We start from the raw sequence: 23,951 nt of genomic DNA on the forward strand, positions 1-23,951 counted from the left end.
GGCGGGGGGCGGCCGGCGCGCGTCCCCGCCGCGCCCCCCGGGGGGGGGGGGCCCCCCCCCCGGGGGGGGGGGGGCGGGCGGGGGGGGGGGGGGGGCCCCCCCCCCCCCCCCCCACGGCGTTTCGTCGATCCGGCGCACGCCCTTGCGTAGCGCCCCCGGTCCGCTCAGCTGGTCCAGATCTGGAACTCCGCGATCTGCCCCGCGGGCCAGCCGGTGTTGGCGGTGATGTTCAGCCGGAAGTAGCGCTGGGTGGTGGCCGGGAAGGTGATCGTGACGGTGTTGCCGGTCGCCGGATCGAAGGTGTAGGCGGCCGAGGACTTCACGGTGCCGAAGGTCGTGCCGTCGGTGCTGCCCAGCACGGACAGTGTCTCGGTCCGCGCGCCCCAACCGGCGGGCAGTTGCAGCACGATCCGCGACGCGCTGTGCGCCGCGCCGAGGTCGGTCTGGAGCCACTGCGGAAGCGCGTTGTCGGCGCTCTCCCAGTACGTGCTCCGGGAGCCGTCGGTCGCGTTCGACGAGGGGTAGACGTCGGTGTGGCTCGACTCGCTCGTCGGACGGTTCGCGGCGAGGTCGACGGCGGCGGAGCTGTCCGCGGTGAAGGTCAGGGAGTTGACGTTCCAGCCGCCGCTGTCCTGGTTCAAGGTGAGCACCTGACGGCCCGCGGGCAGCGTGACCTCGGTGTTCACGGTGGCCCAGTCCTGCCAGTCCCCGGTGCCGGGCAGGTCGACGGCGCCGCTGAGGTTCGCGCCCGCCGCGTCGGACAGGTGCAGCGCCCCCGGCACCGCCGCCGGATCGGCCACCCGCAGGCCGACGGTGTACGTCCCGGCCGTGGCGACGTCCACGGTGTAGCGGAACCACTGCCCGCTGTCGCTCCAGCCGAGGTCGTAGCCGCCGCCGGTGTCCGAGGTGGTCTCCAGATTCACCCCGTCCGCACGGTAGTTGTCGGCGTTGCCGTTGACGCTGGTGACGTGGTACGCCACTCCCTCGCCGCCGGTGTCGTAGTTCTCCGCCTGGACCGTGCCCGGGACGGCTGCCGCGGTGCCGCCGAACGGGCCCTCGGGTGCGGAGGGTTCCCAGTTGTTGCCGCTCAAGGTGGCGGTGAATCCGCTGGAGTTGTTGATGTACGCGGTGGCCCCGGTGTGCAGGCCGCTGACGGTGTTGCCGGTGATGGTCGCCGAGCCGGTGGGCGCGGGGTAGAACGGCGGCGCGATCACCACGCCGTTGCGGCCCGGGTCGGTGACGGTGTTGTCCTGTAGAAGGGAGTTGGTCGAGGTGGAGAAGTCGATCCCGTCGTAGAGCGAGTCCGTGACGGTGTTGCCGGTGGCGGTCACCGAGTCGACGACGCCGGTGTTCTGCCCGTCGCCGCCGTTGCCGATGTGGAAGGCGGGCTGGCCCTGGCTGTAGGCGTTGCCGCCGGAGCGGACGACGGTGTTCCCGGAGATCGTCGCGGACAGCAGGTCGCTGCCGTTGACGCCGAACCGCCCGGCGCCCAGGCCGATGTAGCGGGCGGTGTCGCTGATGTAGTTGTCGGTGACGTGGTGGCCGCTGCCGCCGTAGATCCCGATGCCCTTGCCGCCCCAGGGCGCGATCGAGGTGTTGTTGCTGACGGTGATGTTCGTCATCGGGTTGTAGAACGTCTGGGAGCCGTCGCTGTTGGTGTTGTAGTGCACCGAGTTGATGGCGATGGCGTCGTCCCCGGTGCCGCGGACGAAGTTGTTGGTGACGGTCAGGTTGTTGCCGGTGTCGGCGTTGAGCGAGACGTTGTTGACGTTGATGCCGTCCGCCCAGACCGAGGTGAGCCGGCTGTTGCGGACGGTGCCGCCGGTGCCCGAGGCCCAGAAGCCGGACATGGTGTGCTGGGTCCAGATGCCGTCGGCGACCCAGTTGGTGCCGGTGGTGTCCATCGCGCCGCCGTCGCCGCCGACGGTGCCGCGGCTGACCGCGTTGGCGTCGATGTGGAAGTTCTGCACGGTGCAGGAGGTCACGTCGAACAGCGCTGCCAGCGGCGTGCTGTTGGGCACGGGCACGTCGCGGTAGACGGTGCTGTACCACAGCCCCGCGCCCGCGATGGTGATCCCCTGCGCGGTCAGGCCGGTGGTGCCCTTGACGTAGAAGGTGCCCTGCGGAATCCAGAGGATCTTGCCCTGTGACTGGGCCTGGTTGATGCAGCTCTGGATCGCGGCCCGGCTGTCCACCGCCTGGCCGTCGGCCGCGCCGTTGGTCGGGGTGTCGTCGGAGACCGCGCCGCAGCTGGTGATCGAGATCGAGTTCGCCGGCTGGGCGAGCGGCGCCGGCGGGTTCTCCACGTCGACGGAGTCCACGTCGTAGGAGGACGCGCTGTTGGCGGCGTCCTTCTGGAGCGAGAAGGTGGCGCCGGCCGGGATCGGCGTGCCGGTGACGAAGGTGTGCGACTCGTCCCAGAAGACCCGGGGGTCGCCGTCGGCCGGGTTCTGGTTGTCGCTGGTGTTGTAGTTGTTGTTGCCTTCGTACACCCAGCTCTGCTTGGAGTTGAGGTTGAGCGCCTGCCGGAACACCCCGTTGACGTACAGGTCGAGCGTCGCGGTCTGGCCGCCGCCGGACGCCGAGTCGGGGATGCTGGCACGCACGTTGAGGAAGCTGATGGGCGATCCGGTGCTGTTCGTCCACCGCACGGAGTTGCCGGTGCCGCCGAGGTGCACGTAGGCGTGGCCGGACGCTTCGAGGGCGGCGCTGGAGTACTGCGTGGTCGGCGCCGACGTCAGCGAGGTGACGGTGGCGCCGCCGCCGGTGGTGCCGGCCTCGGCCTCGTAGGTCGTGAACGAGGTGGTGGCGCCCACCCCGGCGGTGGCGGCCGGCGCCTGCCGGGCCGCCTTGCGCGCCGAGGACGAAGCCGAAGGAGAAGCAGAAGCCGAGGACGAGGCTGGGGCCCGGCTCGCGGCCTGGGAAGCGGAACCACGTGCGGTGTGCGAAGCGGAGGGGGAAGCGGCGGCTGCCGGCACGGCCGACAGGCACAGCGCGCCGATCGCCGCGAGGGCAGTCGCCGCCAAGGTGCGCCCTGCGTGGCGGGTACCACGCGGAGGTCTGGGGATCGCCCGCATCTGAAGCTCCTTCAGTACCAGGGGAAATCGGCGCCCCGACCGTACAGATTCGCCCCATAGCCCGCAAGGTTCCGCGCAGGAAAAGAAAATTCGCGGCACGAACGTGGAAGATCCCCGCCGACGTGGGATCGCGGGGCGCCCGCCGGGAACCTCCCGGTCCGGCGCCCGCCCCCCGGTTCGCCCCCGGGCCGCCCCCGGTTCGGGGGGCCTTGTGCCTGCTGCGCACCGGCGGGTTCGGTGGGTTCAGCGCGTTCGGCGGGTTCGGTGGGTTCGGCGCGACGCGGGCGATGCAGAATGACGGTGATCCGGAACGCGACCACCGCACCACCGAGGAGGACCCTCATGTCCAAGCCGCCGCTGCCCGAGGACGCCGTCGCCATGCTGGGCAAGGCGAACCCGGCCGTGATCACCACGCTGCGCCCGGACGGCCAGCCGGTCTCCACCGCCACCTGGTACCTGTGGGAGGACGGCCGGGTCCTGGTCAACATGGACGAGGGGCGCAAGCGGGTGGAGCACCTGCGCAACGACCCCCGGGTGACGCTCACCGTGCTGGACAAGGACGGCTGGTACACGCACATCAGCCTGGTCGGCCGGATCGGCGAAATCGTCCCGGACGAGGGGCTCGCCGACATCGACCGGCTCTCCCGGCAGTACACCGGCAAGCCGTACGCGCGCCGCGACCGCGCCCGGGTGAGCGCCTGGATCGAGGTCGAACGCTGGCACGGCTGGGGCGCGTTGAAGGACAGCAGCCAGCCCGGCTGACCGATCCGCCCCGGGCCGGCGGGGGAGACCGGCGGTGACGGCCGGCGGGGGAGGAGGGACGGTCGGCCGGGCCGGGAGACGGTCAGCCGATGCTCAGCACCGCCTTGCCCCGCAGCCGGCCCGCGGACATCCGCTTCAGCAGCGGGCCGGCGCCTGCCCAGTCACCGCGGTGCCCGATCTCGACCTGGAGCCTCCCCTGCGACGCCAGGTCCAGCAGCGCGGCCATGTCCGCGGCGTCACGGCTGCCGTCGCCGTCGCTGTAGACGAAGTGGCGCAGGGTCAGGGCCGAGCCGTCCTGGAGCTGGCGGAAGAAGTCCAGCGTGATGGGGTCGCCGCTGGCCTGCCCGAACCAGAGGAACTGACCGCCGGGGCGCAGCTTGTGCGCGGTCTTCGAGCCCAGCTCGCCGCCCACGGACTCCAGCACGACGTCGAACGCACCGCTCTCGACGGCGTCGATGTCGAGGGCGACCTTGGCGCCCAGTGCCGCCATGTGCGCGGTCGGCTGGCCCTGCGCGGCGACAGCGGTGATCTCGGCGCCCTCCGCGACGGCGAGCTGGATGAGGACCTGGCCGACCCCGCCCCCCACGCCGGTGGCCAGGAGACTGCGCCCCCGGAGCGGGCCGGCCAGCGCGAGGAGCCGCTGGGCGACCAGGCCGCCCAAGGGGAGTGCGGCGGCGGTGGCGGAGTCCACGTTGCCGGGGATGGTCGCGAGGCGGTCGGCCGAGGCGGCGACGTACTCGGCGCCGGCGCCCCCCGAGGGCAGGTGCAGGACCACCCGAGTGCCCTCCGCCGGCCCGCTGCCGTCGGCCGCTGCCTTCGCGACGACTCCCGCCGCGTCGATACCGGGGCGGAACGTGCTCGAAGGGTCGCTCAGATACAGGAAGTCGGCCCGGTTGAGCGCGATGTCGGTCACCTGGATCAGCGCTTCGCCGCTCCGCGGTGACGGGAGATCGACCTCTCCCAGCGCGGTGAGAGTCTCCGGGTTGCCGGTCGGGATGAGCGCGCGCATGAACACACCTCTCTGAGAAACGGGAGTACCACTACCGGATTACCGTAACGCTTGAAACGGTAGTGGTGCAACCGGATCGAGCTGAGGTGGGTGGGGAGGGGCGAGGTGGGGCCTGTCCGGCGAGCGCTGCCGCCACAAGAAGCGGTAGTATCGCTACCGAATCTCTGCCGAATCCACCGCCGCTGCCGAGATGGGCGAACCGCCCCTGCTTCGGTGGGTGTCACGACCAGGAGTCCGGTTTGACCGCCACGCCACCGCGCGCACCGCGCAAGGACCAGGTCCGCAACCGGCGGCGCCTGCTCGACGCCGCCCGGCTGGCTTTCGCCGAGCAGGGGGTCGAGCTGAGCATCGAGGCGCTGGCCCGGGCCGCGGGCGTGGGGGCGACCACCTTCTACCGGCACTTCCCGACCAAGGACGACCTCGTGCTCCAGTTGCTGGAGGACCTGGCGGGCGGCGCGAGCCAGGTCGCGGAGGAGGCGGCCGCCCTCGCCGACGACTGGGACGCCTTCCGCACGGTGTTCGCCCGCGGATGCGTGCTCGACGACGAGGGGCTGCGGTTGTTCGACGCCCTGTGCAAGACGAGCCCGCAAGCGGCCGAACGCGGGCGGGCGATCACGGCCTCCCTGGTCACCCCGGTCGTCGACCGGGCCCGGCGCGGCGGTCGGCTGCGCCAGGACGTCGCCACCGAGGACGTGGTGGCGCTGATGCGGATGGCCGACTCGGCCTCGACCCCCGCGCAGCGAGAGACCGCGCACGAGGTGATGCTGGCCGGCCTGCGCGCCCCTGCCGCGTAGCGCCCTCGCGCACCGGGACCCGGGCGGCGACCTGTCGGCGGGCCGCGCGGGCCCTGCTGGTACGGCGGTCGGACCGCCCGGGCGGTCCGACCTTCTCGCCGCGCGGGCCGAGGGCCTTCTCGCCGCGCGGGCCGACGGCCTTCTCCCCGCGCCGCGCGCCCGCGCGCGCCGGTCCGCTCCCCACCGTGGACGGCCCTCGGCACCGAGCCGGCGGCTCCCCCTGGCCAGAGTTTTAGTTTATTAGTAATAAACGTTGACACGCTCCGGCGCCCCCCGCACAGTCTTCGCGTGGCGGGGCGTCCCCGAGTGCTCGGGTGACGCGGTCCCGCGACCTTCGCGTATCCCCGACTCCTCGGAGAATCAAGTGACTTCGCATCACGCAGGGCTCACACGCGTGCGGCGGGCGGCGCTGGCCGCGGGCGCCGCCACGCTGCTGGCGGTGGCGCTGCCCGGCGTCGCGCAGGCCCGCAGTGGCGGCCCGACGCCGAACGGCGCCACGCACGCGACCCCCGCCGGCCTGAAGGCCGGCTCCGCCCCCGGCGCGGCTGCGGGCGCCGCCCCCACCGGCGGATACGACAGCGGCCTCGCGCCGACGCCGTACATGGGCTGGAACACCTACTACGGCCTGGGCGCCCCGACCGAGGCGCAGGTCAAGAGCGTGGCCGACTACCTGGTCAGCAGCGGGCTGCGCCGCAGCGGCTACGACATCGTGTGGCTGGACGGCGGCTGGCAGGCCGACAACCCCCGTGACGCGCAAGGGAACCTGACGGCCAATCCCGAGCGCTTCCCCGACGGCATCCCGTCGCTGGTGAACTACCTGCACGCGCGCGGCCTGAAGGCCGGCATCTACACCGATGCCGGCGACTACGACCCGGCGAGCTGCGGGCTGGGCAGCCGGGGCCACTACCAGCAGGACGCCGACCTCTTCGCGAGCTGGAAGATCGACGCGATCAAGGTCGACTTCCTCTGCGGGATCGGCGAGAAGCTGACGCCCGGCCCGGCGTTCCGGCAGTTCAGCGACGCCGTGGCGAAGTCGGGCCGCGCGATGCTGCTCAACCTGTGCAACCCGCTCACCGACGACTGGGGCGTGCCCCACGACCCCGACCAGGACGCGCACAACACCTACGTCTACGGCCCGACCACCGCGGACTCCTGGCGCACCGGCACCGACATCGCGTGGGGCACGCCGACCGCGGGCGAGTTCCCGAACGTGCTGCGCAACATGGACGCCAACGCCGCGCACCCCGAGGCGCAGGGCCCCGGCCACTGGAACGACCCGGACTACCTGATCCCGATGCGGCCGCTGGCGGACGGGTCGTACGAGATGAACCAGGAGGAGTCCACCACGCAGCTGGTGATGTGGGCCGAGATGGCCTCGCCGCTGGTGATCGGCTCCGACCCGCGCACGCTGACCCGGTCGATGCTCGCCACGCTGGAGAACCCGGAGATCCTGGCGGTGGACCAGGACCCGCTGGGCATCCAGGGCGTGCGGATCGCCGGTGACGCCACCGGCGACACCTACAGCAAGGTGCTCCAGGGGTCGGGGCGCCGGGCGGTGGTGCTGCTCAACCGCTCCGACCAGCCCGTGCTGCGCACCGTGGACTTCGCCGGCGCCGGGCTGACCGGGAAGGTCGCCGTCCGCGACCTGCGGGCCCGGGCCGACCGCGGCACGCACCAAGGCGCGTACACCGTCAGCGTGCCTGCGCACGGCACCGCCTTCCTCGGGCTGTCGGGCACCGACACCGCGCCGGGCGTGCGGCTCGGCGGCGCCGCGTCGAGCGCCGACCCGGCGCTGGTGCGGGACGGCTCCACGCTCACCGCGTTCACCCGCGGGCGGGACGGCGCGCTGGAGATGCGGACCGGGCGGGACGGCCGCTGGTCCGGGCGGGCCACCGGACTCGGCGGGCCGACCGGCGGTCGCTTCACCGGCCAGCCCGCGGCGTACGGCTCGGCGGGCGGCCGGATCGACGTGTTCGTGCGCGGCACCGACGGCCGCGCGTACCTGCGGACGTACGACCATGGCCGGTGGGGGAGTTGGCAGGACCTCGGCGGCGGCCTCGCCGACGCGCCGACCGTGGCGTATCGCGGCCCCGGTGACTGGACGCTCTTCGCCACCGGCACCGACGGCACGGTCACCAGCCGCGGTACGGCGGCCGGTTGGACCTCGATCGGCGCCCCGAGCGGCCTCGCGCTCACCGGCCGCCCGTCCGCGGTGACCGACGCGGCGGGCCGCCTCCACGTGGCGGTGCGCACGGCCGACGACGCGGTATGGACCCGGGTGCGGGAGGCGTCGGGCAGCTGGTCGGCGTGGTCGTCGCTGGGCGGCACGGTCAGCGGCAGCCCCACCCTGGTCGCCACCGGCGGCAGCGTCCAGCTCCTCGCCCGCGCCTCGGACTACACGCTGTGGCAGCGGACGTACGACGCCCAAGGCGGCGGCTGGGGCGGCTGGTTCGCGCAGCCGGCCTTCGCGAGCGGCAGCTTCGACGGGGCGCCGGGCGCCGTCGCGGGCCCGGACGGCGGCGTGCTCGCGGCCTTCCGCGGGGTCGGCGGCGCGGTGTGGCAGAGTTCGCTCAGCACTCTTACTCAATAAATTACGAATTAATCTTGACGCCGTCGCGGCGTCCCGACAGTCTGTACGAGCCGAACGGGAGCTCCGCCGCCAGGGGGCGGGGCTCCGTCCGGCGTGGGCGCAAAAGGAGTCCCATGAACACCTCACCAACCACCCGCCGCAGCTTCCTCGCCGGAGCCGGCGCGCTCGGAGCCGCATCGCTGCTGAGCGGCTGCGTCACCTCCGGGTCCTCCGGTGGCAGCAGCAGCCAGGCCAAGGGCGGCACCGTCAGCTTCCAGTCCAACCTCTCCTCGCCGCAGGCCAAGTCCGCGATGCAGGACCTGGTGGCGGCGTTCAACAAGCGCGGCGGCGCCAAGGCGAGCCTGAACACCGTCGCCTCGGAGACCTTCCGTACCCAGCTCCCCACCTACCTCACCTCCGGCAACCCGCCGGACCTGCTCACCTGGTACCCCGGGTCGGTCGCGAACGCGTACGCCGAGAAGGGCCTGCTGCTGGATGTGGACGACATCTGGACCGGGTCCGAACTGTCCGGCTACTCCGACGCGCTGAAGAAGCTGTGCACCGACTCGCAGGGCAAGAAGGTCTTCGTGCCGGCCAGTTACTACTGGTGGGGCGTGTTCTACAAGAAGTCCAACTTCCGCAAGTGGGGCGTGACCGAGCCGAAGACCTGGGACGAGTTCCTGGCGCTGTGCGACACGTTGAAGTCCAAGGGCGTCGCCCCGATCGGGCTGGGCGCCGGCGCCGACACCGCCTGGGTCGCCTCCGCGTGGTTCGACTACCTGAACATCCGGATCAACGGCGCCGCCTACCACCGTGAACTCCTCGCCGGAAAGCACCGGTTCGACGACCCGCAGATCCACAAGGTCTTCGACACGTGGTCCCAGGCGCTGCCCTACTTCGACCCCAACGGCACCGCGCTGTCCTTCCAGGACGCCACCACCGCGATGCTCAACAACCGCACCGGCATGATGCTGATCGGCACCTTCTTCGCCGACGCGGCCCCCAAGGACCAGCTCGACGACATCGACTTCTTCCGGTTCCCGATCATCGACCCGAAGATGCCGCTGGTCGAAGAGGGCCCCACCGACGGCTACTTCGCCAGCGCGCACACCCACCACCAGGCCGAGGTCAAGGAGCTGATGCGCTACCTGGCCACCGCCGAGGCGCAGGAGATCTACCTCAAGGGCTCGTCCGGCACCTCCATCCCGACCAACCCCACCGCCAAGGACTCCGGCACCGCGCTGGTGAAGAAGGGGCGGGCGATGATCGAGAGCGCCGCGGACGTCACGCAGTTCTTCAACCGCGACTCCAGCGACGCGCTCCAGCCCACCGCGGACACCGCGCTGACGAAGTTCCTCGCCAAGCCCAAGCAGATCAACTCGATCCTCACCGGCTGGCAGCGCGACGCACAGAAGATCTGGAGCCAGTGACATGGCGGTACTGACCCCGGCCCGGGGCGGGAACGGGGGTGTCGAGGCGGGCGCACGCTTCCGCAAGGGCCTGCGCGGCGGCCGGCGCCGCGGCTCCACCCGGGTGCCGCCCGTGGTGCTCGCGTTCGTGCTGGTCCCGCTGCTCGCCGAGGGCTTCTGGGTGTTCTGGCCGGCCCTGCAGGGCTTCTGGCTCTCGCTCACCAAGTGGGACGGCGTCTCCCCGCCGCAGTTCATCGGCCTGGGCAACTACCGGGAGATGGTGCACGACACCGTCTTCCACACCGCGCTGCTGGACACCGTGCTGTGGCTGGCGCTGTTCGGCGGGCTGTCGGCGATCCTCGGCCTCGGCGCGGCGCTGCTGCTCCAGCAGGAGCGCCGCGGGGTCGGGTTCTACCGCGCCGCGCTCTTCCTGCCGGTGGTCTTCTCGCTCACCGCCACCGCACTGGTGTGGCAGGCGATGTACCAGCCGGACGGCCTGGTCGACAAGACGATGTCGGGCCTGGGCCTGGGCTCCCTCACCCACCCCTGGCTCGCCGACCAGGACACCGCCCTGTACGCGGTGATCGTGCCCGCCCTGTGGCGCCAGATCGGCTACGTCATGGTGCTCTACCTCGCCGGACTCAAGGGCATCGACCCGGCCCTGTACGAGGCCGCGAAGATGGACGGCGCGACCCGCTGGCAGCAGTTCCGGCACATCACGCTGCCGCAGCTCAGCAGCGTCAACGCGGTCGTGCTGTCGGTGATCATCATCGACTCGCTGCGCTCCTTCGACGTGGTGTGGGCACTGACCCGCGGCGGCCCGTACCACTCCTCCGAACTGCTCAGCACCTACATGTACTCCACCGCGTTCCAGTCCCTGCGGCTCGGCTACGGCTCCGCGCTGGCCGTGGTGATCTTCCTGCTGGCCTTCGGGGTCATCGCGACCTACCTGGTCCGGGCGTTCAAGGAGGCCGACTGATGGCACAGTCCACCGCGCCCGCTCCCGCGCCGGCCGCGTCCACCCGGGCCGCCGTGCCGGCCGACTCCCGGCACGCCCGCCGCCGCAGGATGTGGGGCACCGTCGCCTTCCACGGCAGCGCCTCCCTGCTGTCCGTGCTGTGGCTGATACCGATCGTCGTCGTCCTGATCACCGCCACCCGGTCCTTCGACGACATCGCCTCCCACGGCCTGGGCAGCATGCCGCACTCCTTCACCCTCGGCGGCTTCCGCTCGGCGTGGACCGACGGCGGCCAGCAACAGGCCCTGATCAACAGCCTGCTGGTCACCATCCCCACGGTGCTGGTCTCGCTGCTGCTCGCCTCCATGGCCGCCTTCGCGCTCAGCCGCTACGACGTCCCCTTCCGCCGCGCGCTGCTGCTGCTCATGCTCAGCGGCAACCTGCTGCCCCCGCAGATCCTGCTCATCCCGGTCTCCAAACTCAGCGAGAAACTCGGCCTGTACGACTCGCTGTACGCCCTGATCGGCGTGCAGGTCGGCTTCGGCGTCGGCTTCTACGTGTTCGTGCTGCACGGATTCATGCGGTCCATCCCGGCCGAGATCCAGCAGGCCGCCGTCATCGACGGCGCCGGGCCCTGGCAGATCTACACCCGGATCATCCTGCCGCTGGCCCGGCCCGCGCTGGCCGCGCTGACCGCGCTGTCGTTCACCTGGATCTTCAACGACCTGCTGTGGGCGATCACGGTGCTGCGCACCGGCAGCAAGATGCCGATCACCGCGTCCCTGCTGGGACTTCAGGGGCAGTACGTCTCGCAGTGGAACGTCATCGCGGCCGGATCGGTGATCGCCGCGGCCCCCACCGTGATCGTCTTCCTCCGCTTCCAGCGGCACTTCGTCGCCGGACTCAACCTCGGAGCCGTCAAGTGACCCCGCCCCCCGCCGAGCCCTCGGCATCCCGGCCGGCCCCCGGCAGCCAGTGGCTGCTGCGGACCGAGCACACCGTGTACGCCGTACGGCTCGAAGCCAGCGGCCGGTGGGCCGAGTCGGCCGCGTGGGGGCCGCACGGCGGCGAGACCGGGCCGTCCGCGCTGGACTGGTCCCGCCGCACCCACTTCGTCACCCCCGCCGACGCCGCCCCGGCCGAGTACATCCCGTACGGGCTGCGCCCGTTCACCGGCGCCGACCTCACGGTGCGCCGGCCGGACGGCGAACGCGGCACCTGGTGGACCTGCACCGGCGCGGAGCAGGACGAACACCGTTCGCTGCGCGTGGAGTTCACCGACGAGCGGACCGGACTGCGGGCCACGCTGCGCTACCAGACGGTGCCCGGCACCGACGTGCTGCTGCGGTCGGTCGACCTCGTCAACGGCGGCGACGAGGTGCTGCACCTGGAGGACCTGGACTCCGCGGCCGTCAACGTGCCCGTCCAGGGCGGCGCCCGGCTCACCTACCTCGCCGGCCAGTGGTCGCAGGAGTTCACCCGGCACCAACTCGACCTGGTGCGCGGGCGGTTCACGATCGGCTCCACCCAGGCGGTGCCCGGCCACGCCTACGCGCCGTGGCTCGCCGTCCAGGACGCCGCCGCCCCTGACGGCGCGGACACCCCCACCTACGGGGTCGCGTTGCAGTGGCCCGGCAACTGGCACATCACCGCCGACGCCGAACCCGGCGGGGCGGTCCGGGTGCGGGCCGGGCGGGTGCCCCACGAGGGCGCCGTCGCCCTGCCGCCCGGCGCCACCCTGACCACCCCCGTGCTCGCCTGCGCGTTCAGCCCCGAGGGACTCGACGGCCTGGCCGCCGTCTGGCACCAGTACGAGCGGCTGCTCGCGGGGGAGCGGCTGCACCGCACCCGCAAGGTGCTCTACAACTCCTGGGAGGCCACCGGCTTCGACGTCGAGGCGCCCGCGCAGCTCGAACTCGCGTCGATCGCGGCCGAGTTGGGCGTCGAGCTGTTCGTCGTGGACGACGGCTGGTTCACCGGGCGGTACGACGAGAAGGGCGGTCTTGGGGACTGGTGGCCGGACCCGGCGGCGTTCCCCGCGGCCGCGGGCGCGGGTACGAGCGACGGCGCTGATACGGCTTCGGGCCCGGCTTCCGGCTCCGGCTCCGACGCCACCGACGGCTCGGCGGGCCTGGACGACTTCATCGCCCGGGTCCGCGCCCTCGGCATGGACTTCGGCCTGTGGGTCGAACCCGAGGCGATCAGCCCCGCCGCCCGGCTCCACGCCGAGCACCCCGAGTGGGTGTACCGGATCGACGGCCGCCCGGTCACCCTGGTCCGCGAGCAACTCCTCCTCGACCTCGGCCGCGCGGACGTGCAGGACTTCGTGATCGCCACCCTCGACCGGCTGCTCACCGGCCACGACATCACCTACCTCAAGTGGGACATGAACCGGCCGCCCACCGAACGCGGCCGCCCCGGCCCCACCCCGCCCGGCGAGCTCGACCTCGACGCCGCCCACGTGGCCGGCTACCTGCGGGTCCTGGACCACCTGAGGGCCCGCCACCCGCACGTCACCGTCGAGGGCTGCGCGGGCGGCGGCGGCCGGATCGAGCACGCCACCCTGGCCCGTACCGACGTCGTGTGGCCCAGCGACAACACCGCGCCGCTGGATCGGCTCGCCGTCCAGCACGGCTACCTGCACGCGCACGCCGCGCACACCATGAGCTCGTGGGTCACCGACGCGCCCGGCGTCTTCGACCCCCGGCCGCGCTCGCTCGCCTTCCGCTTCGTGCTCGCCGCCGCGGGCGTGCTCGGCATCGGCGCCGACATCCGCGGCTGGAGCGCCGAGCAACGCGCCGAGGCCGCCGGCTGGGTGGCCCGCTACAAGGACGTGCGGGACGTGATCCACCACGGCCGGTCCCGGCTGATCGGTGGACCGGACGACGCGACCTGCGCGGTGCAGTACGACGCGGAAGGCGGCGGCCGGGTGGTCGTCGCCGCCTGGAGCACCGGACGGCTCGACGGCGCCCCGCTGGTGCCCGGCCGCCCGGCCCGGGTCCGGCTGCGCGGCCTCGACCCCGCCGCCCACTACGTCGACCACGACACCGGCACCACCTACAGCGGCGCCCACCTGCTGCACTCCGGGCTGCCGTTGAGCTGGAGCGCCGACCACGACGCCGAACTGGTCGTGCTGGCCCGGCAATGACCGCCCCCGCCGGCCCGGCGTCACTAAAGTCGCCAAGGTCACCGTCAGCGTCACCGTCAATGAAGCCGTTACGGCCGCGGCGGACCACCCGTCAGGTCCGCCCGGCCGGCCGGGACCGCCAGGCCCGACCGGAACCGCACCCCGAGGAGACGACCCACCCCATGGACGCACCAACCCCCCGCTTCGCCGGCCGCGTGGCCGTCGTCACCGGGGCCGCCTCAGGAATCGGCGCCGCCACCGCGCGCCGGCTCGCCGCCGAGGGCGCCGCAGTGGTCCTCGCCGACATCGCCGAGCAGGCCGGCGAGGCCGTCGCCGCCGGCATCCGCGAGCAGGGCGGAAGAGCCGCGTTCACCGCCGCCGACGTCTCCTCCCCGGAGGCGTGGCAGCGGGTGCTCGACCAGGCGCACGCCTTCGGCCCGGTCGGGGTGCTCGTCTCCAACGCGTACATCGTGGACGTCGCCCCCGCCCACGAGATGACCCTCGCGTCCTGGGAACGGCAGCTCGCGGTCAACCTCACCGGCGGGTTCCTGGGCTTCCGCGCTCTCCTGCCCGACCTGCGCGAGCAGGACGGCGCGGTCGTGCTCACCTCCTCCGTGCACGCCCACCGGGGTATCCCCGGCCACCCCGCCTACGCGGCCGGCAAGGGCGCGCTGCTGTCGCTGTGCGGCCAACTCGCCGTGGAATACGGGCCCGAGGTGCGGGTCAACGCGGTCCTGCCCGGGCCGATCCTCACCGCCGCCTGGGACCGCGTGCCGCCGGCGGACCGCGAACGCAGCGTCGCCGAGACCGCCGCCGGCCGGTTCGGCCGCCCCGAGGAGGTCGCCGCCGCGATCGCGTTCCTCGCCGCCGCGGAGGCGTCGTACATCACCGGCTCCAGCCTGCTCGTCGACGGCGGCTGGAGCGTCGTCAAGGCGTCCGCGTGACCGCAGTGCGACCCGAACCGACCTTGCAGAAAGGCAGAGACACATGACGCCATACGCGCGCCGCGGAGTGCACGGCCAGACCGTGGAGACTCTCGCGCGCCGGGTGCTCAGCGGCGAGATCCCGGAGGGCTCCACGCTCGACCTCCCCGCGTTGCAGAGCGAGTTGGACGTCAGCCTGACCGCGCTGCGCGAGGCGCTGAAGGTGCTCGCCGCCAAGGGCATGGTCGACGCGCGGCAGAAGCGCGGCACGTTCGTACGGGCCCGCGCCGACTGGAACCTGCTCGACGCCGATGTGCTGCGCTGGCAGTTCGCCGAGGGCACCGCGGCCGGCACCGACACCGGCCTGCTGCGCAATCTCGGCGAGGTCCGCGCCATCGTCGAACCCGCCGCGGTCCGGCTCGCCGCGCTGCGCCGCACCGCCGACGACCTCGCCGCCCTGGACGCGGCACTGACCGCGATGGGCGACGCGGGCGAGGGGCCCGCGCACGCCGTCGAGGCCGACCTCGCCTTCCACCGCGCCCTGCTCGCCGCCACCCACAACGAACTGCTCGAACGCATGGAGATGGTGATCGAGTCCGGCCTGGCCCACCGCGACGAGATCGTGCACTCCTCGCCGCACGGCGAGGACCCCGTGCCCAGCCACCGCGCCGTCCTGGACGCCGTCCGCGACCAGGACCCGGACGCCGCGGAACGCGCCATGCGGGCACTGCTGGAGCAGGCCGTCCGCGACCTGGACCTGGTGCACGGCTCGGGCGCGGAGCAGCAGGCGCGGAAGCCGCCGCGGGAAACCCAAGGATCGCGGGGAACCCAAGGGTCGCAGGGAACGCAGGGAACGCAGAACACCCAGGGAACCCCGGCGGACACGCCGTCGGGACCGCAGTCCGTTTCGGAGGACACGAAGTGAAGATCGTCCGCGTCGAGACCTTCCTCGTACCGCCGCGCTGGCTGTTCTGCCGGATCGAGACCGACGAGGGCGTGGTCGGCTGGGGCGAGCCCGTCGTGGAGGGCCGCGCGGAAGTCGTGCGGGCCGCGGTGGACGTGCTCGCCGAGCAGCTGATCGGGCAGGACCCGCTGCGCATCCAGGACCACTGGCAGGTGCTCACCAAGGGCGGCTTCTACCGGGGCGGCCCGGTGCTGTCCAGCGCGGTGGCCGGCCTCGACCACGCGCTGTGGGACATCGCCGGGAAGGTGTACGGCGCACCCGTGCACGCCCTGCTCGGCGGCGCCGTCCGCGACAAGGTACGGGTCTACGCCTGGATCGGCGGGGACGAGCCCAGCCGGCTCACCGAGCAGGTCACCGCGCAGGTCGAGGCGGGCTTCACCGCGGTCAAGATGAACGGCGCCGGCCGCACCGACCCGATACCCAGCGCGGCGGCCACCGCCGCCGCCGTCGCGCGGGTGGCCGCCGTACGCGAGGTGCTCGGCCCGGACCGCGATGTCGCCGTCGACTTCCACGGCCGCTTCACCCCGGCCGGCGCCCGCCGGGTGCTCCACGAACTCGCGCCGCTGCACCCGCTGTTCGTGGAGGAACCGCTGCTGCCCGAGCTGGGCCACCTGCTCGGGCCGCTCGCCGCCGGCACCTCGGTGCCGCTCGCCACCGGCGAACGCCTCTACGGGCGGGCCGAGTTCCTGCCCGTGCTCAGCGCCGGGATCGCCGTCGCCCAGCCCGACCTGTCGCACGCCGGCGGCATCACCGAGGTCACCCGGATCGCCGCGCTCGCCGACACCTTCGGCGCGCAACTCGCCCCGCACTGCCCGCTCGGCCCGATCTCGCTCGCCGCCAGCCTCCAAGTCGCCTTCTGCACACCGAACTTCCTCATCCAGGAGCAGAGCCTCGGCATCCACTACAACAAGGAGGCCGACCTGCTGTCCTACCTGGTCGACACCGAGCCCTTCCGGTTCGTCGACGGCCACGCGCACCGCACCACGCTGCCCGGACTCGGCGTCGACGTCGACGAGGCCGCGGTCCGCGCCGCCGACCGGTCCGGCCACGCCTGGCGCAACCCGGTGTGGCGGCACGCCGACGGCTCGTTCGCGGAGTGGTGAGCGGCGTGGCCAGCGACGTGCCGTCCGACGTCGTCGTCGTCACCGACCCCGCGCACGGCGGCCGTTGGACCTCCCTGCGGGCCGGTGACCGGGAGTGGCTCTGGCACCGCGACGAGCCGCGCCGCCCCGGCGCCGCGCCCGGCGACCCGTTCGCCGACGCGGGCGGCGTCGAGGAGTGCGTGCCGACGGTGCGGGGCACCCCCGACCACGGCGACGCCTGGACCCGCCGGTGGACCGACGACGGTGACGCCGATGGCGACGCAGATGGCGATGGCGATGGCGACGGCACGCACACCGTGCACTGCCCCGACTTCCGGCTGAGCAGGCGCATCCGGCACCTGCCCGGCCGGGCCGTCGCCGACTACCGGCTCACCGCCGCCCCCGGCCACCGCTTCCTGTGGGCGGCCCACGCGCTGCTCGCGGTCTCGCCCGCCGCCCGCCTCGACCTGCCCGCCGCCACCCCGGCACGGCTCTACGAGGACGGCGGCGCGGCATGGACCCCCTTCACCTGGCCGCACGCGCGGCCCACGGCCGCCGGGGCGGCGGAGAGCGGCGGACCCACGACCGCCGCGGGTGGCGCCACCGTCCGCGACATCCCCGCCACCCGCGACATCCCCTTCGACCGGCTCGGCCCCGACGACGGCTCCGCGTTCGGCGCGATCGCGCTCGCCGCGCGGGCTTCCGTGCACGACGGCCCGGACACGCTGCGGTTCACCCTCGAAGCGGACGGCGGGCAACCGGTGTCCGTCGCCGTCTGGCGGAACCTGCGCGGCTTCCCCGCCGGCGCGCCCTACCGCTCGATCGGGGTGGAGCCGATGCTCGGCCGCGTCTTCGACCTCGCCGCGGCGGGGGAGGGCGACGCGGCGGTCGTACCGCCCTCGGGCGAGGTGCGCTGGCGGCTCACCGTCACCGCGGCCTGAACGACCCGGCCCGCGCGCGGCCCGGCTCCGGCGCCCACCGCGACCGGGCCCAGGGCGTACCGGCACCTCCCGCCGCCGACCCGTCGCCATCGCACCCCACCCCACCACCGAAAGGACACCGCAGGTGGACCTGCTCACCGCGTTGCACACCCACCGCCTCGTCGCGATCGTGCGCGGCGACGACCCGCGCGCCGCGCTGCGCTCCGTACTGGCCCTCGTGGAGGAGGGCGTCACCCTGGTCGAGGTCTCGCTCAGCGGGGAAGGCGCCCTGGACGTGATCGCACAGGCCCGTACCGCGCTCGGGCCGGACGCGCCGCTGGGCGCGGGCACCGTACTGACCGCGGCCGACGCCCGCGCCGCGCACCTGGCCGGGGCGGACTTCGCGGTCACGCCGGGGCTCGGGGCGGGCGCGGTGACCGCGCGTGACCTGGGCATGCCGGTGCTGGCCGGGGTGATGACGCCGACCGACGTCATCGCCGCCCAGGCGATGGGCGCCACGGCGCTCAAGATCTTCCCCGCCGCTCAGGCCGGCGGCCCCGGGTACCTGCGCGCGCTGCGCGGACCCTTCCCCGCCGCCCCGTTCGTGCCGGTCGGCGGCGTGGACGAGGAAGCGGCCCGCGCCTACCTCGCGGCCGGCGCCACCGCCGTCGGCATCGGCACCCCGCTGCTCGGCGACGCACCCCACGGCGGCTCCGTCGCCGACCTGCGGCTGCGCGCCCGCGCCTTCCGTGCGGCGGTCGCGGCATGAGCGGCGGCGCACCCGCGGCGCCCTTTCCGTACGGGGGCGGCCCGATCGTGTGTGTCGGGGAGACGATGGCCGCGTTCGTGCCGGAGCCGGGCGCGGGGCTCGCCGAGGCGGAGACGGTGCGCGTGGCGGTCGCCGGGGCGGAGTCGAACACGGCGATGTACCTGGCCGAGCACGGCGTGCCGGCGCGGTGGGTGTCCGCGGTGGGCGCCGACCCGCTCGGCGCCCGGGTCCGCGCGCAGGTGGCGGCGTGCGGGGTGGACGTGCGGGGGGTCCGCAGCGATCCGGCGCGGCCGACCGGCCTGATGGTCAAGGACCCGGGCCCGGACGGCACCCGCGTGCACTACTACCGGCGCGGTTCGGCGGCCTCGGCCCTCGGCCCCGGGCTGCTCGCCGACCCGGCGGTGCGGGACGCGGCGCTGCTGCACCTGACCGGGATCACGCCCGCCCTGTCGGCGTCCTGCCACGACCTGGTCCGGCACGCGCTGGACGGCCCGCACCCGGTGAGCTTCGACGTCAACTTCCGGCCCGCGCTGTGGAGCCCGGGACAGGCCCCGGACGTGCTGCGCGACCTGGCCGACCGCGCCGACCTGGTGCTGGTCGGGCTGGACGAGGCGCAGGCGCTGTGGGGCCCGCGGATCGCCGCGCCCGCCGACGTCCGCGCGCTGCTGCCCGGCCCGCGGCTGCTCGTCGTCAAGGACGGTGCCCGCGCGGCGACCGCCTTCGACGGCGCGACCGCGTACACGGTGCCCGCCCGCGCGGTGCGCGTGGTGGAACCGGTCGGCGCGGGCGACGCCTTCGCGGCCGGGTTCCTCGCCGGCCTGCACCGCGGCGAGCCGCTCACCCGCGCGCTGCGCCTGGGCCACCTCACGGCCGGCGCCGCGCTCGCGGTGACCGCCGACCACGGCCCGCTGCCGCCGCCCGAACGGATCGCGGAACTGCTGGCCGCGACCGACGACGTGTGGCGCCGCCGCACTCCCGGCGCACCGCCCGGTACGCGAGTCCCCGGGTGAGCGCGGCCCGCACGGCGGCCGTCAGCTGCCGGCGGGAACGGAGGGGCGGGGGAGCAGACGTGGTGCCTGGCCGGGTGCCCCGCGGGGGTCGAACCACACTCGTTTCCCGTGCGTACCGTACCTTCACGTCCATGTCTCGCTGAGTACGCCAAGTGATGCTCTCCTGGTGACGTGGACCACATCACCTTTCTTGTGGCAATGGTCATCGTCACGGCGCTGGCCTTCGACTTCACCAATGGCTTCCACGACACCGCGAACGCCATGGCGACGTCGATCGCCACGGGTGCGCTGCGCCCGAAGGTCGCGGTGCTGATCAGCGGGGTGCTCAATCTCGTCGGGGCGTTCGTGTCGACCGAGGTGGCGCGGACCATCTCCGGCGGCATCGTGAACGACAAGCTCGTCACCCCGGGCATGATCTTCGCCGGGCTGGTCGGGGCGATCGTGTGGAACCTCGTGACCTGGCTGCTGGGTCTGCCGTCCAGTTCCTCGCACGCGCTGTTCGGCGGGCTGATCGGAGCGGTGTGGGTGGGCGCGGGACGGAAAGGGGTCAACTTCGACCAGGTGGTCGAGAAGATCCTGATACCCGCGGTCGCCTCGCCGCTCGTGGCGGGGCTGGCGGCGCTGGCCGCGACGTACTTCGCCTACCGGATCACCCGGCGAGCCTCGGCCGACCGGGTCTCCAAGGGTTTCCGGATCGGGCAGATCGCCTCCGCCTCGCTGGTGTCGCTGGCCCACGGCACCAACGACGCGCAGAAGACCATGGGCGTCATCACGCTCGCGCTGATCTCCTGCGGCGCCCTCGGCGCGGGCTCGGGCCCGCCGGTGTGGGTGATCCTCACCGCGGGGGTGTCCATCGCGGCCGGTACGTACATCGGCGGCTGGCGGATCATCCGCACCATGGGCAAGGGCCTGGTGGACATCGAGTCGCCGCAGGGCTTCGCCGCGGAGTCCGCGTCGACCGCGGTGATCCTGACCTCCGCCAACCTCGGCTTCGCGCTGTCCACCACCCAGGTCTGCTCCGGCGGCATCCTCGGCGCGGGCGTCGGCCGCCGGCTCGCCGAGGTGCGCTGGGGCACCGCGGGCCAGATGGCGCTGGCCTGGCTGGTGACGCTGCCGGCCGCCGCGGCCGTCGGCGCGGTGGCGGCGAGCGCGGTGGTGCACGGCGGCACCCTCGGCACCGTGCTGATCGCGCTGGCGGCCGTCGCCGTGGCGGGCGTCATCGTGGTGCTGTCCCGCCGCCACCCGGTCGACGCGAAGAACGTCAACGACGGCCACGTCACCCCGGCCCCGCCCGCCGCGGGCGCCCGGGTCGGGGTGTGAACGGCCGCGCGCGGTCCGGGCGGATGCCGCCGGGACCGGAACGCGGACGGTGGCGGGGACAGGGACAGGGACGGGCCCGGGAGCCGCGGCGGCAGCGGGGAAGCGACGGCGGGAGGACGGCGACATGCACGTGAAATGGGGTTCGCTGGTGGAGGTCGCCGTGGTGAGCTTCGGCGCCACCGTCGGCGTCGTGGTGCTCTTCGCGCTCGGCGTGTGGGCGCTCGCCGCCCGCGACCAGCACCGCGCGTCCGGCGGCGAGGGCACCGCGCAGGCCATCAGCGCGGGCGCCTGCTTCGTGGTCTGCGCGTGCGCGGTCCTCTACGGCCTCTACCTGATCATCCCGCAGTTCCACTAGCGGACGGTCGGACTGTCGGACCGGTGGACCCGTCGACCGGCGGGCCCGGTGGCCCTGGCGGAACGACGACGTACGGCCGAGGATGGTGCCGCCCGCCCCGCGCGGGCGGCGGACGTGGACGGAAGGACGGGTGAGACGGTGCGGCACACCAGCTCCGGCACCGGTGACCTGCTCGCCGGTATGACGGTCGACTACACCGACCAGGACGACCCGGTGCTGGTCCGCGCGGACGGCAGCACCGTCGACACCTGGCGGGAGAACTACCCGTACGGTCAGCGGATGGAGCGGCCGGAGTACGAGCGGCACAAGCGGCTCCAGCAGATCGAGCTGCTGAAGCTCCAGCGCTGGGTGAAGGAGACCGGGCAGCGCCTCGTCATCCTCTTCGAGGGGCGCGACGCCGCCGGCAAGGGCGGCACCATCAAGCGGTTCATCGAGCACCTCAACCCGCGCGGCGCCCGGGTGGTCGCGCTGGAGAAGCCCAGCGAGCGCGAGAGCGGCCAGTGGTACTTCCAGCGGTACGTCGCGCACCTGCCCACCGCCGGCGAGATCGTGCTGTTCGACCGCTCCTGGTACAACCGGGCGGGCGTGGAGCGGGTGATGGGCTTCTGCACCGACGACGAGTACCACCGCTTCATGCGGCAGGCGCCCGCGTTCGAGCGGATGCTCGTGGACGACGGCATCCAGCTGGTGAAGTTCTGGTTCTCCGTCTCCCGCAACGAGCAGCGCACCCGCTTCACCATCCGCCAGGTCGATCCGGTGCGGCAGTGGAAGCTCAGCCCGATGGACCTGGCCTCGCTGGACCGCTGGGACCAGTACACCGCCGCGAAGGTCGCGATGTTCCACGAGACGGACACCGCGTACGCGCCCTGGACGGTGGTGAAGAGCAACGACAAGAAGCGGGCCCGGGTCGAGGCGATGCGCAGCGTGCTGGCCCGCTTCCCGTACACCGACCGCGACGACGAGGTGGTCGGCGAGCCGGACCCGCTGGTCGTCGGCGCCGCCGCGAACCTGCTGGAGGCGGGCGAGGACGCCGCGGCCCGGTCCCTGCTGAGGCCGTGAACGGTCGCACCGGGCGGACGGATTGATCTGATTCATTTCCCGGGCTCCCTGCGGATGGTCGTCGTCCGGGGCCCGGGCCGTCGTCGGGGACCCGGGTCAGTCGAGGTGGAAGACCTCCTCCGCCGGCACCCACCACTCGCCCGGGGCGGCGCTGTCCAGGGGCTGCTGGCACGGGTCGGTCAGCTCCCACCACCGTCGGGTGACGGGGTCGGCGGCGATGGCCGCGGTGTCCGCGGCGTAGTCGACGCCGGTGTACTCCAGGTAGCTGAAGAGCAGGCCGTCGCGCAGGAAGATCGAGTAGTTGGCGATGTGGGCCCGCTTGAGGGCGGCCTGCACGCCGGGCCAGACGTCGGCGTGCAGGCTCCGGTACTCCAACTCTTTCTCCGGCCGCAGCCTGATCACGGTGGCGAATCGCCGCATGGTGTCGGTCCTCCCGTCCGGCCGCCGCGCCCGGTGGCGCGATGACGGCACAGATCTGCTTCATCGATCGGGAAGAACCCTATGCATCCCGTCTCGGTCCGGCAATCCTCCGGAGCCGACCGGACTGACTGGGAGAGTGTGATGCGATTTGCACCCATACAGTCCGGGAGTTGGCGGGAAAATGATCCGAGGTCTTCCCTTCCCGTAACGTGGATGCCATAGTGACGGCGCAAATGAACGTGATTAATCGACGAGGAGGTCGCCCGGTGTCTGGCGAACGTGGTGCCCTGCCCCCGACCGGCGACGGTGACGCGGCGGGTGGCCGTTACCGGCCGGGCTATGAACTCGTCGCCGACCAGGTGCTGAGCTACATCGCCGACCAGGGGCTGCGGCCGGGCGACCGGTTGCCCACGGAGCAGGGGCTCGCCGAGATCCTGGGCGCGACCCGCAACGTGACCCGGGAGGCGGTCAAGGTGCTGGCCGCGATCGGGCGGCTGAGCGTACGGCGCGGCGCCGGCATCTTCGTGGCCGAGTCGCCGGGCGGGCCGGTCGACGACCAGCTCGCGCACTTCCAGCCGACCAGTATGGAACACGTCCTGATGCTGCTGGACTACCGCACGCTGATCGAGTCGGAGACCGCCCGGCGGGCCGCGGCCCAGGCCACACCCATCGAGGTCCGGGCGATCCGGGAAGGAGCGGAGAGCTCGCTCGTCGCCGGTCGCGCGGCGGACTCGGACGCCTTCGCCCGTGCGGACGCGGACTTCCACGACGCGATCGGGATCGCCGCGCACAACGTCTTCCTGCGGGCCGGTGTCGGAAGCGTCCGGCGGTTCGCCGCGCAGTCGGACGTGCTGCTCTTCCACGGCGACGTGCCCGGCTCGCTGGAGGTCGCCGGACGCCAGCACGTCGCCATCGCCGAGGCCATCGCCGCGGGCGAACCCGAAGGCGCCGCCGACCTGATGGCCGAACACATCGCCACCACCCAGCACCAGTTCGAGCGCAAGATCCGCGACCGGGTCTTCGACCTGGCCGGCAACCGCGGCACCACCGCGGCCGGCGGCGGGTCCAAGGGCGACGAGGCCGCACCCCCCTCACCTCGGTCGTCCGCCTCCTAGCCCGTACGACCCGCACCGACCGCTCCACCCGTTCAACCCGCACCGTCTGTTCACCCCGCACCGTCTGTTCTGGCCGCGCCACCCGTTCGCCCCGCCACCTGTCCAACCCGTTCCGCCCCCGCGTCCCCACCCCGCCCCGTACCGACCCCGCCTCGACCCGCGCGCCCGCTCCTCCTTTCGCGCGCCCGCTTTCGAACTCGTGCGCCCCGCCACCGCATCCGCGCGCCCGCCACCGAACTCGCGTGCCCGGCAAGCACATCCGCGCGCCCGCCACCGCATCCGCGCGCCGTCCCCGCGTCGCTCCCGTCC

At 73.3% G+C, this 23,951-nt stretch carries 20 protein-coding genes; 17 read left to right on the forward strand and 3 right to left on the reverse strand.

What is annotated here, in order from left to right:
- Positions 1 to 164 precede the first annotated feature (164 nt).
- Positions 165 to 3,026: a discoidin domain-containing protein gene (locus ACIPAE_RS17365; protein ID WP_402445949.1), complete on the reverse strand. Its 2,862-nt coding sequence runs from the start codon at positions 3,024 to 3,026 to the stop codon at positions 165 to 167.
- Between the two features lie 393 nt (positions 3,027 to 3,419).
- Here ACIPAE_RS17365 and ACIPAE_RS17370 point away from each other — a divergent pair, with 393 nt between their 5' ends.
- Positions 3,420 to 3,839, forward strand: coding sequence for a PPOX class F420-dependent oxidoreductase (locus ACIPAE_RS17370; protein ID WP_329361646.1), 420 nt, complete (start codon positions 3,420 to 3,422; stop codon positions 3,837 to 3,839).
- Between the two features lie 82 nt (positions 3,840 to 3,921).
- On the opposite strand, the gene ACIPAE_RS17375 is transcribed toward ACIPAE_RS17370, so the two are convergent.
- Positions 3,922 to 4,848, reverse strand: a complete 927-nt coding sequence (locus ACIPAE_RS17375) for a zinc-binding dehydrogenase (RefSeq protein ID WP_402445951.1) — start codon at positions 4,846 to 4,848, stop codon at positions 3,922 to 3,924.
- A 239-nt stretch (positions 4,849 to 5,087) separates the two neighbouring features.
- Here ACIPAE_RS17375 and ACIPAE_RS17380 point away from each other — a divergent pair, with 239 nt between their 5' ends.
- The 15 genes from ACIPAE_RS17380 (at position 5,088) to ppk2 (ending at position 22,107) form a co-directional block, all read left to right on the forward strand.
- Positions 5,088 to 5,642: a helix-turn-helix domain-containing protein gene (locus tag ACIPAE_RS17380; RefSeq protein WP_329361642.1), complete on the forward strand. Its 555-nt coding sequence runs from the start codon at positions 5,088 to 5,090 to the stop codon at positions 5,640 to 5,642.
- A gap of 364 nt (positions 5,643 to 6,006) precedes the next feature.
- Entirely contained in the window at positions 6,007 to 8,232 is a 2,226-nt protein-coding gene (locus tag ACIPAE_RS17385; protein ID WP_402445954.1) for a glycoside hydrolase family 27 protein, read from the forward strand.
- A gap of 113 nt (positions 8,233 to 8,345) precedes the next feature.
- A complete protein-coding gene (locus ACIPAE_RS17390) occupies positions 8,346 to 9,641 on the forward strand; it encodes an extracellular solute-binding protein (protein WP_329361640.1) in 1,296 nt (431 codons plus the stop codon).
- Between the two features lies 1 nt (position 9,642).
- Positions 9,643 to 10,599, forward strand: coding sequence for a sugar ABC transporter permease (locus ACIPAE_RS17395; RefSeq protein ID WP_329361638.1), 957 nt, complete (start codon positions 9,643 to 9,645; stop codon positions 10,597 to 10,599).
- A gap of 89 nt (positions 10,600 to 10,688) precedes the next feature.
- Positions 10,689 to 11,504 (forward strand): carbohydrate ABC transporter permease, encoded by an 816-nt coding sequence (locus ACIPAE_RS17400; RefSeq protein ID WP_402446477.1) that lies wholly within the window; start codon positions 10,689 to 10,691, stop codon positions 11,502 to 11,504.
- The gene (locus ACIPAE_RS17405; RefSeq protein WP_402445957.1) at positions 11,501 to 13,726 is read left to right on the forward strand and encodes an alpha-galactosidase; all 2,226 of its coding nucleotides are present in this window, start codon (positions 11,501 to 11,503) and stop codon (positions 13,724 to 13,726) included. The genes ACIPAE_RS17400 and ACIPAE_RS17405 overlap by 4 nt, the downstream gene beginning before the upstream one ends.
- Before the next feature lie 161 nt (positions 13,727 to 13,887).
- Positions 13,888 to 14,649, forward strand: a complete 762-nt coding sequence (locus tag ACIPAE_RS17410) for an SDR family NAD(P)-dependent oxidoreductase (RefSeq protein WP_328473119.1) — start codon at positions 13,888 to 13,890, stop codon at positions 14,647 to 14,649.
- 43 nt (positions 14,650 to 14,692) lie between these two features.
- The gene (locus tag ACIPAE_RS17415) at positions 14,693 to 15,553 is read left to right on the forward strand and encodes a FadR/GntR family transcriptional regulator (RefSeq protein ID WP_402445959.1); all 861 of its coding nucleotides are present in this window, start codon (positions 14,693 to 14,695) and stop codon (positions 15,551 to 15,553) included.
- Positions 15,550 to 16,695 carry a galactonate dehydratase gene (dgoD, locus tag ACIPAE_RS17420; protein ID WP_328473123.1) on the forward strand — a complete coding sequence of 382 codons (1,146 nt, stop codon included), beginning with the start codon at positions 15,550 to 15,552 and terminating at the stop codon, positions 16,693 to 16,695. The genes ACIPAE_RS17415 and dgoD overlap by 4 nt, the downstream gene beginning before the upstream one ends.
- 5 nt (positions 16,696 to 16,700) lie before the next feature.
- Entirely contained in the window at positions 16,701 to 17,615 is a 915-nt protein-coding gene (locus tag ACIPAE_RS17425; RefSeq protein ID WP_402445962.1) for a hypothetical protein, read from the forward strand.
- A gap of 124 nt (positions 17,616 to 17,739) precedes the next feature.
- Positions 17,740 to 18,363 carry a bifunctional 4-hydroxy-2-oxoglutarate aldolase/2-dehydro-3-deoxy-phosphogluconate aldolase gene (locus tag ACIPAE_RS17430; protein ID WP_329361629.1) on the forward strand — a complete coding sequence of 208 codons (624 nt, stop codon included), beginning with the start codon at positions 17,740 to 17,742 and terminating at the stop codon, positions 18,361 to 18,363.
- Positions 18,360 to 19,373, forward strand: coding sequence for a sugar kinase (locus ACIPAE_RS17435; RefSeq protein WP_402445964.1), 1,014 nt, complete (start codon positions 18,360 to 18,362; stop codon positions 19,371 to 19,373). The genes ACIPAE_RS17430 and ACIPAE_RS17435 overlap by 4 nt, the downstream gene beginning before the upstream one ends.
- A gap of 171 nt (positions 19,374 to 19,544) precedes the next feature.
- Positions 19,545 to 20,693 carry an inorganic phosphate transporter gene (locus ACIPAE_RS17440; protein WP_329361625.1) on the forward strand — a complete coding sequence of 383 codons (1,149 nt, stop codon included), beginning with the start codon at positions 19,545 to 19,547 and terminating at the stop codon, positions 20,691 to 20,693.
- Between the two features lie 124 nt (positions 20,694 to 20,817).
- Positions 20,818 to 21,048 (forward strand): hypothetical protein, encoded by a 231-nt coding sequence (locus tag ACIPAE_RS17445; protein WP_329361623.1) that lies wholly within the window; start codon positions 20,818 to 20,820, stop codon positions 21,046 to 21,048.
- A gap of 180 nt (positions 21,049 to 21,228) precedes the next feature.
- The gene (ppk2, locus tag ACIPAE_RS17450) at positions 21,229 to 22,107 is read left to right on the forward strand and encodes a polyphosphate kinase 2 (RefSeq protein ID WP_328474848.1); all 879 of its coding nucleotides are present in this window, start codon (positions 21,229 to 21,231) and stop codon (positions 22,105 to 22,107) included.
- A 96-nt stretch (positions 22,108 to 22,203) separates the two neighbouring features.
- On the opposite strand, the gene ACIPAE_RS17455 is transcribed toward ppk2, so the two are convergent.
- A complete protein-coding gene (locus tag ACIPAE_RS17455) occupies positions 22,204 to 22,527 on the reverse strand; it encodes an L-rhamnose mutarotase (RefSeq protein ID WP_402445967.1) in 324 nt (107 codons plus the stop codon).
- Between the two features lie 266 nt (positions 22,528 to 22,793).
- Here ACIPAE_RS17455 and ACIPAE_RS17460 point away from each other — a divergent pair, with 266 nt between their 5' ends.
- Positions 22,794 to 23,642 carry an FCD domain-containing protein gene (locus ACIPAE_RS17460; RefSeq protein ID WP_366413687.1) on the forward strand — a complete coding sequence of 283 codons (849 nt, stop codon included), beginning with the start codon at positions 22,794 to 22,796 and terminating at the stop codon, positions 23,640 to 23,642.
- The last annotated feature ends 309 nt before the right edge of the window (positions 23,643 to 23,951 follow it).

The sequence above is a fragment of the Streptomyces sp. NPDC087270 genome (genome assembly GCF_044744625.1).
GTDB lineage: Bacteria > Actinomycetota > Actinomycetes > Streptomycetales > Streptomycetaceae > Actinacidiphila.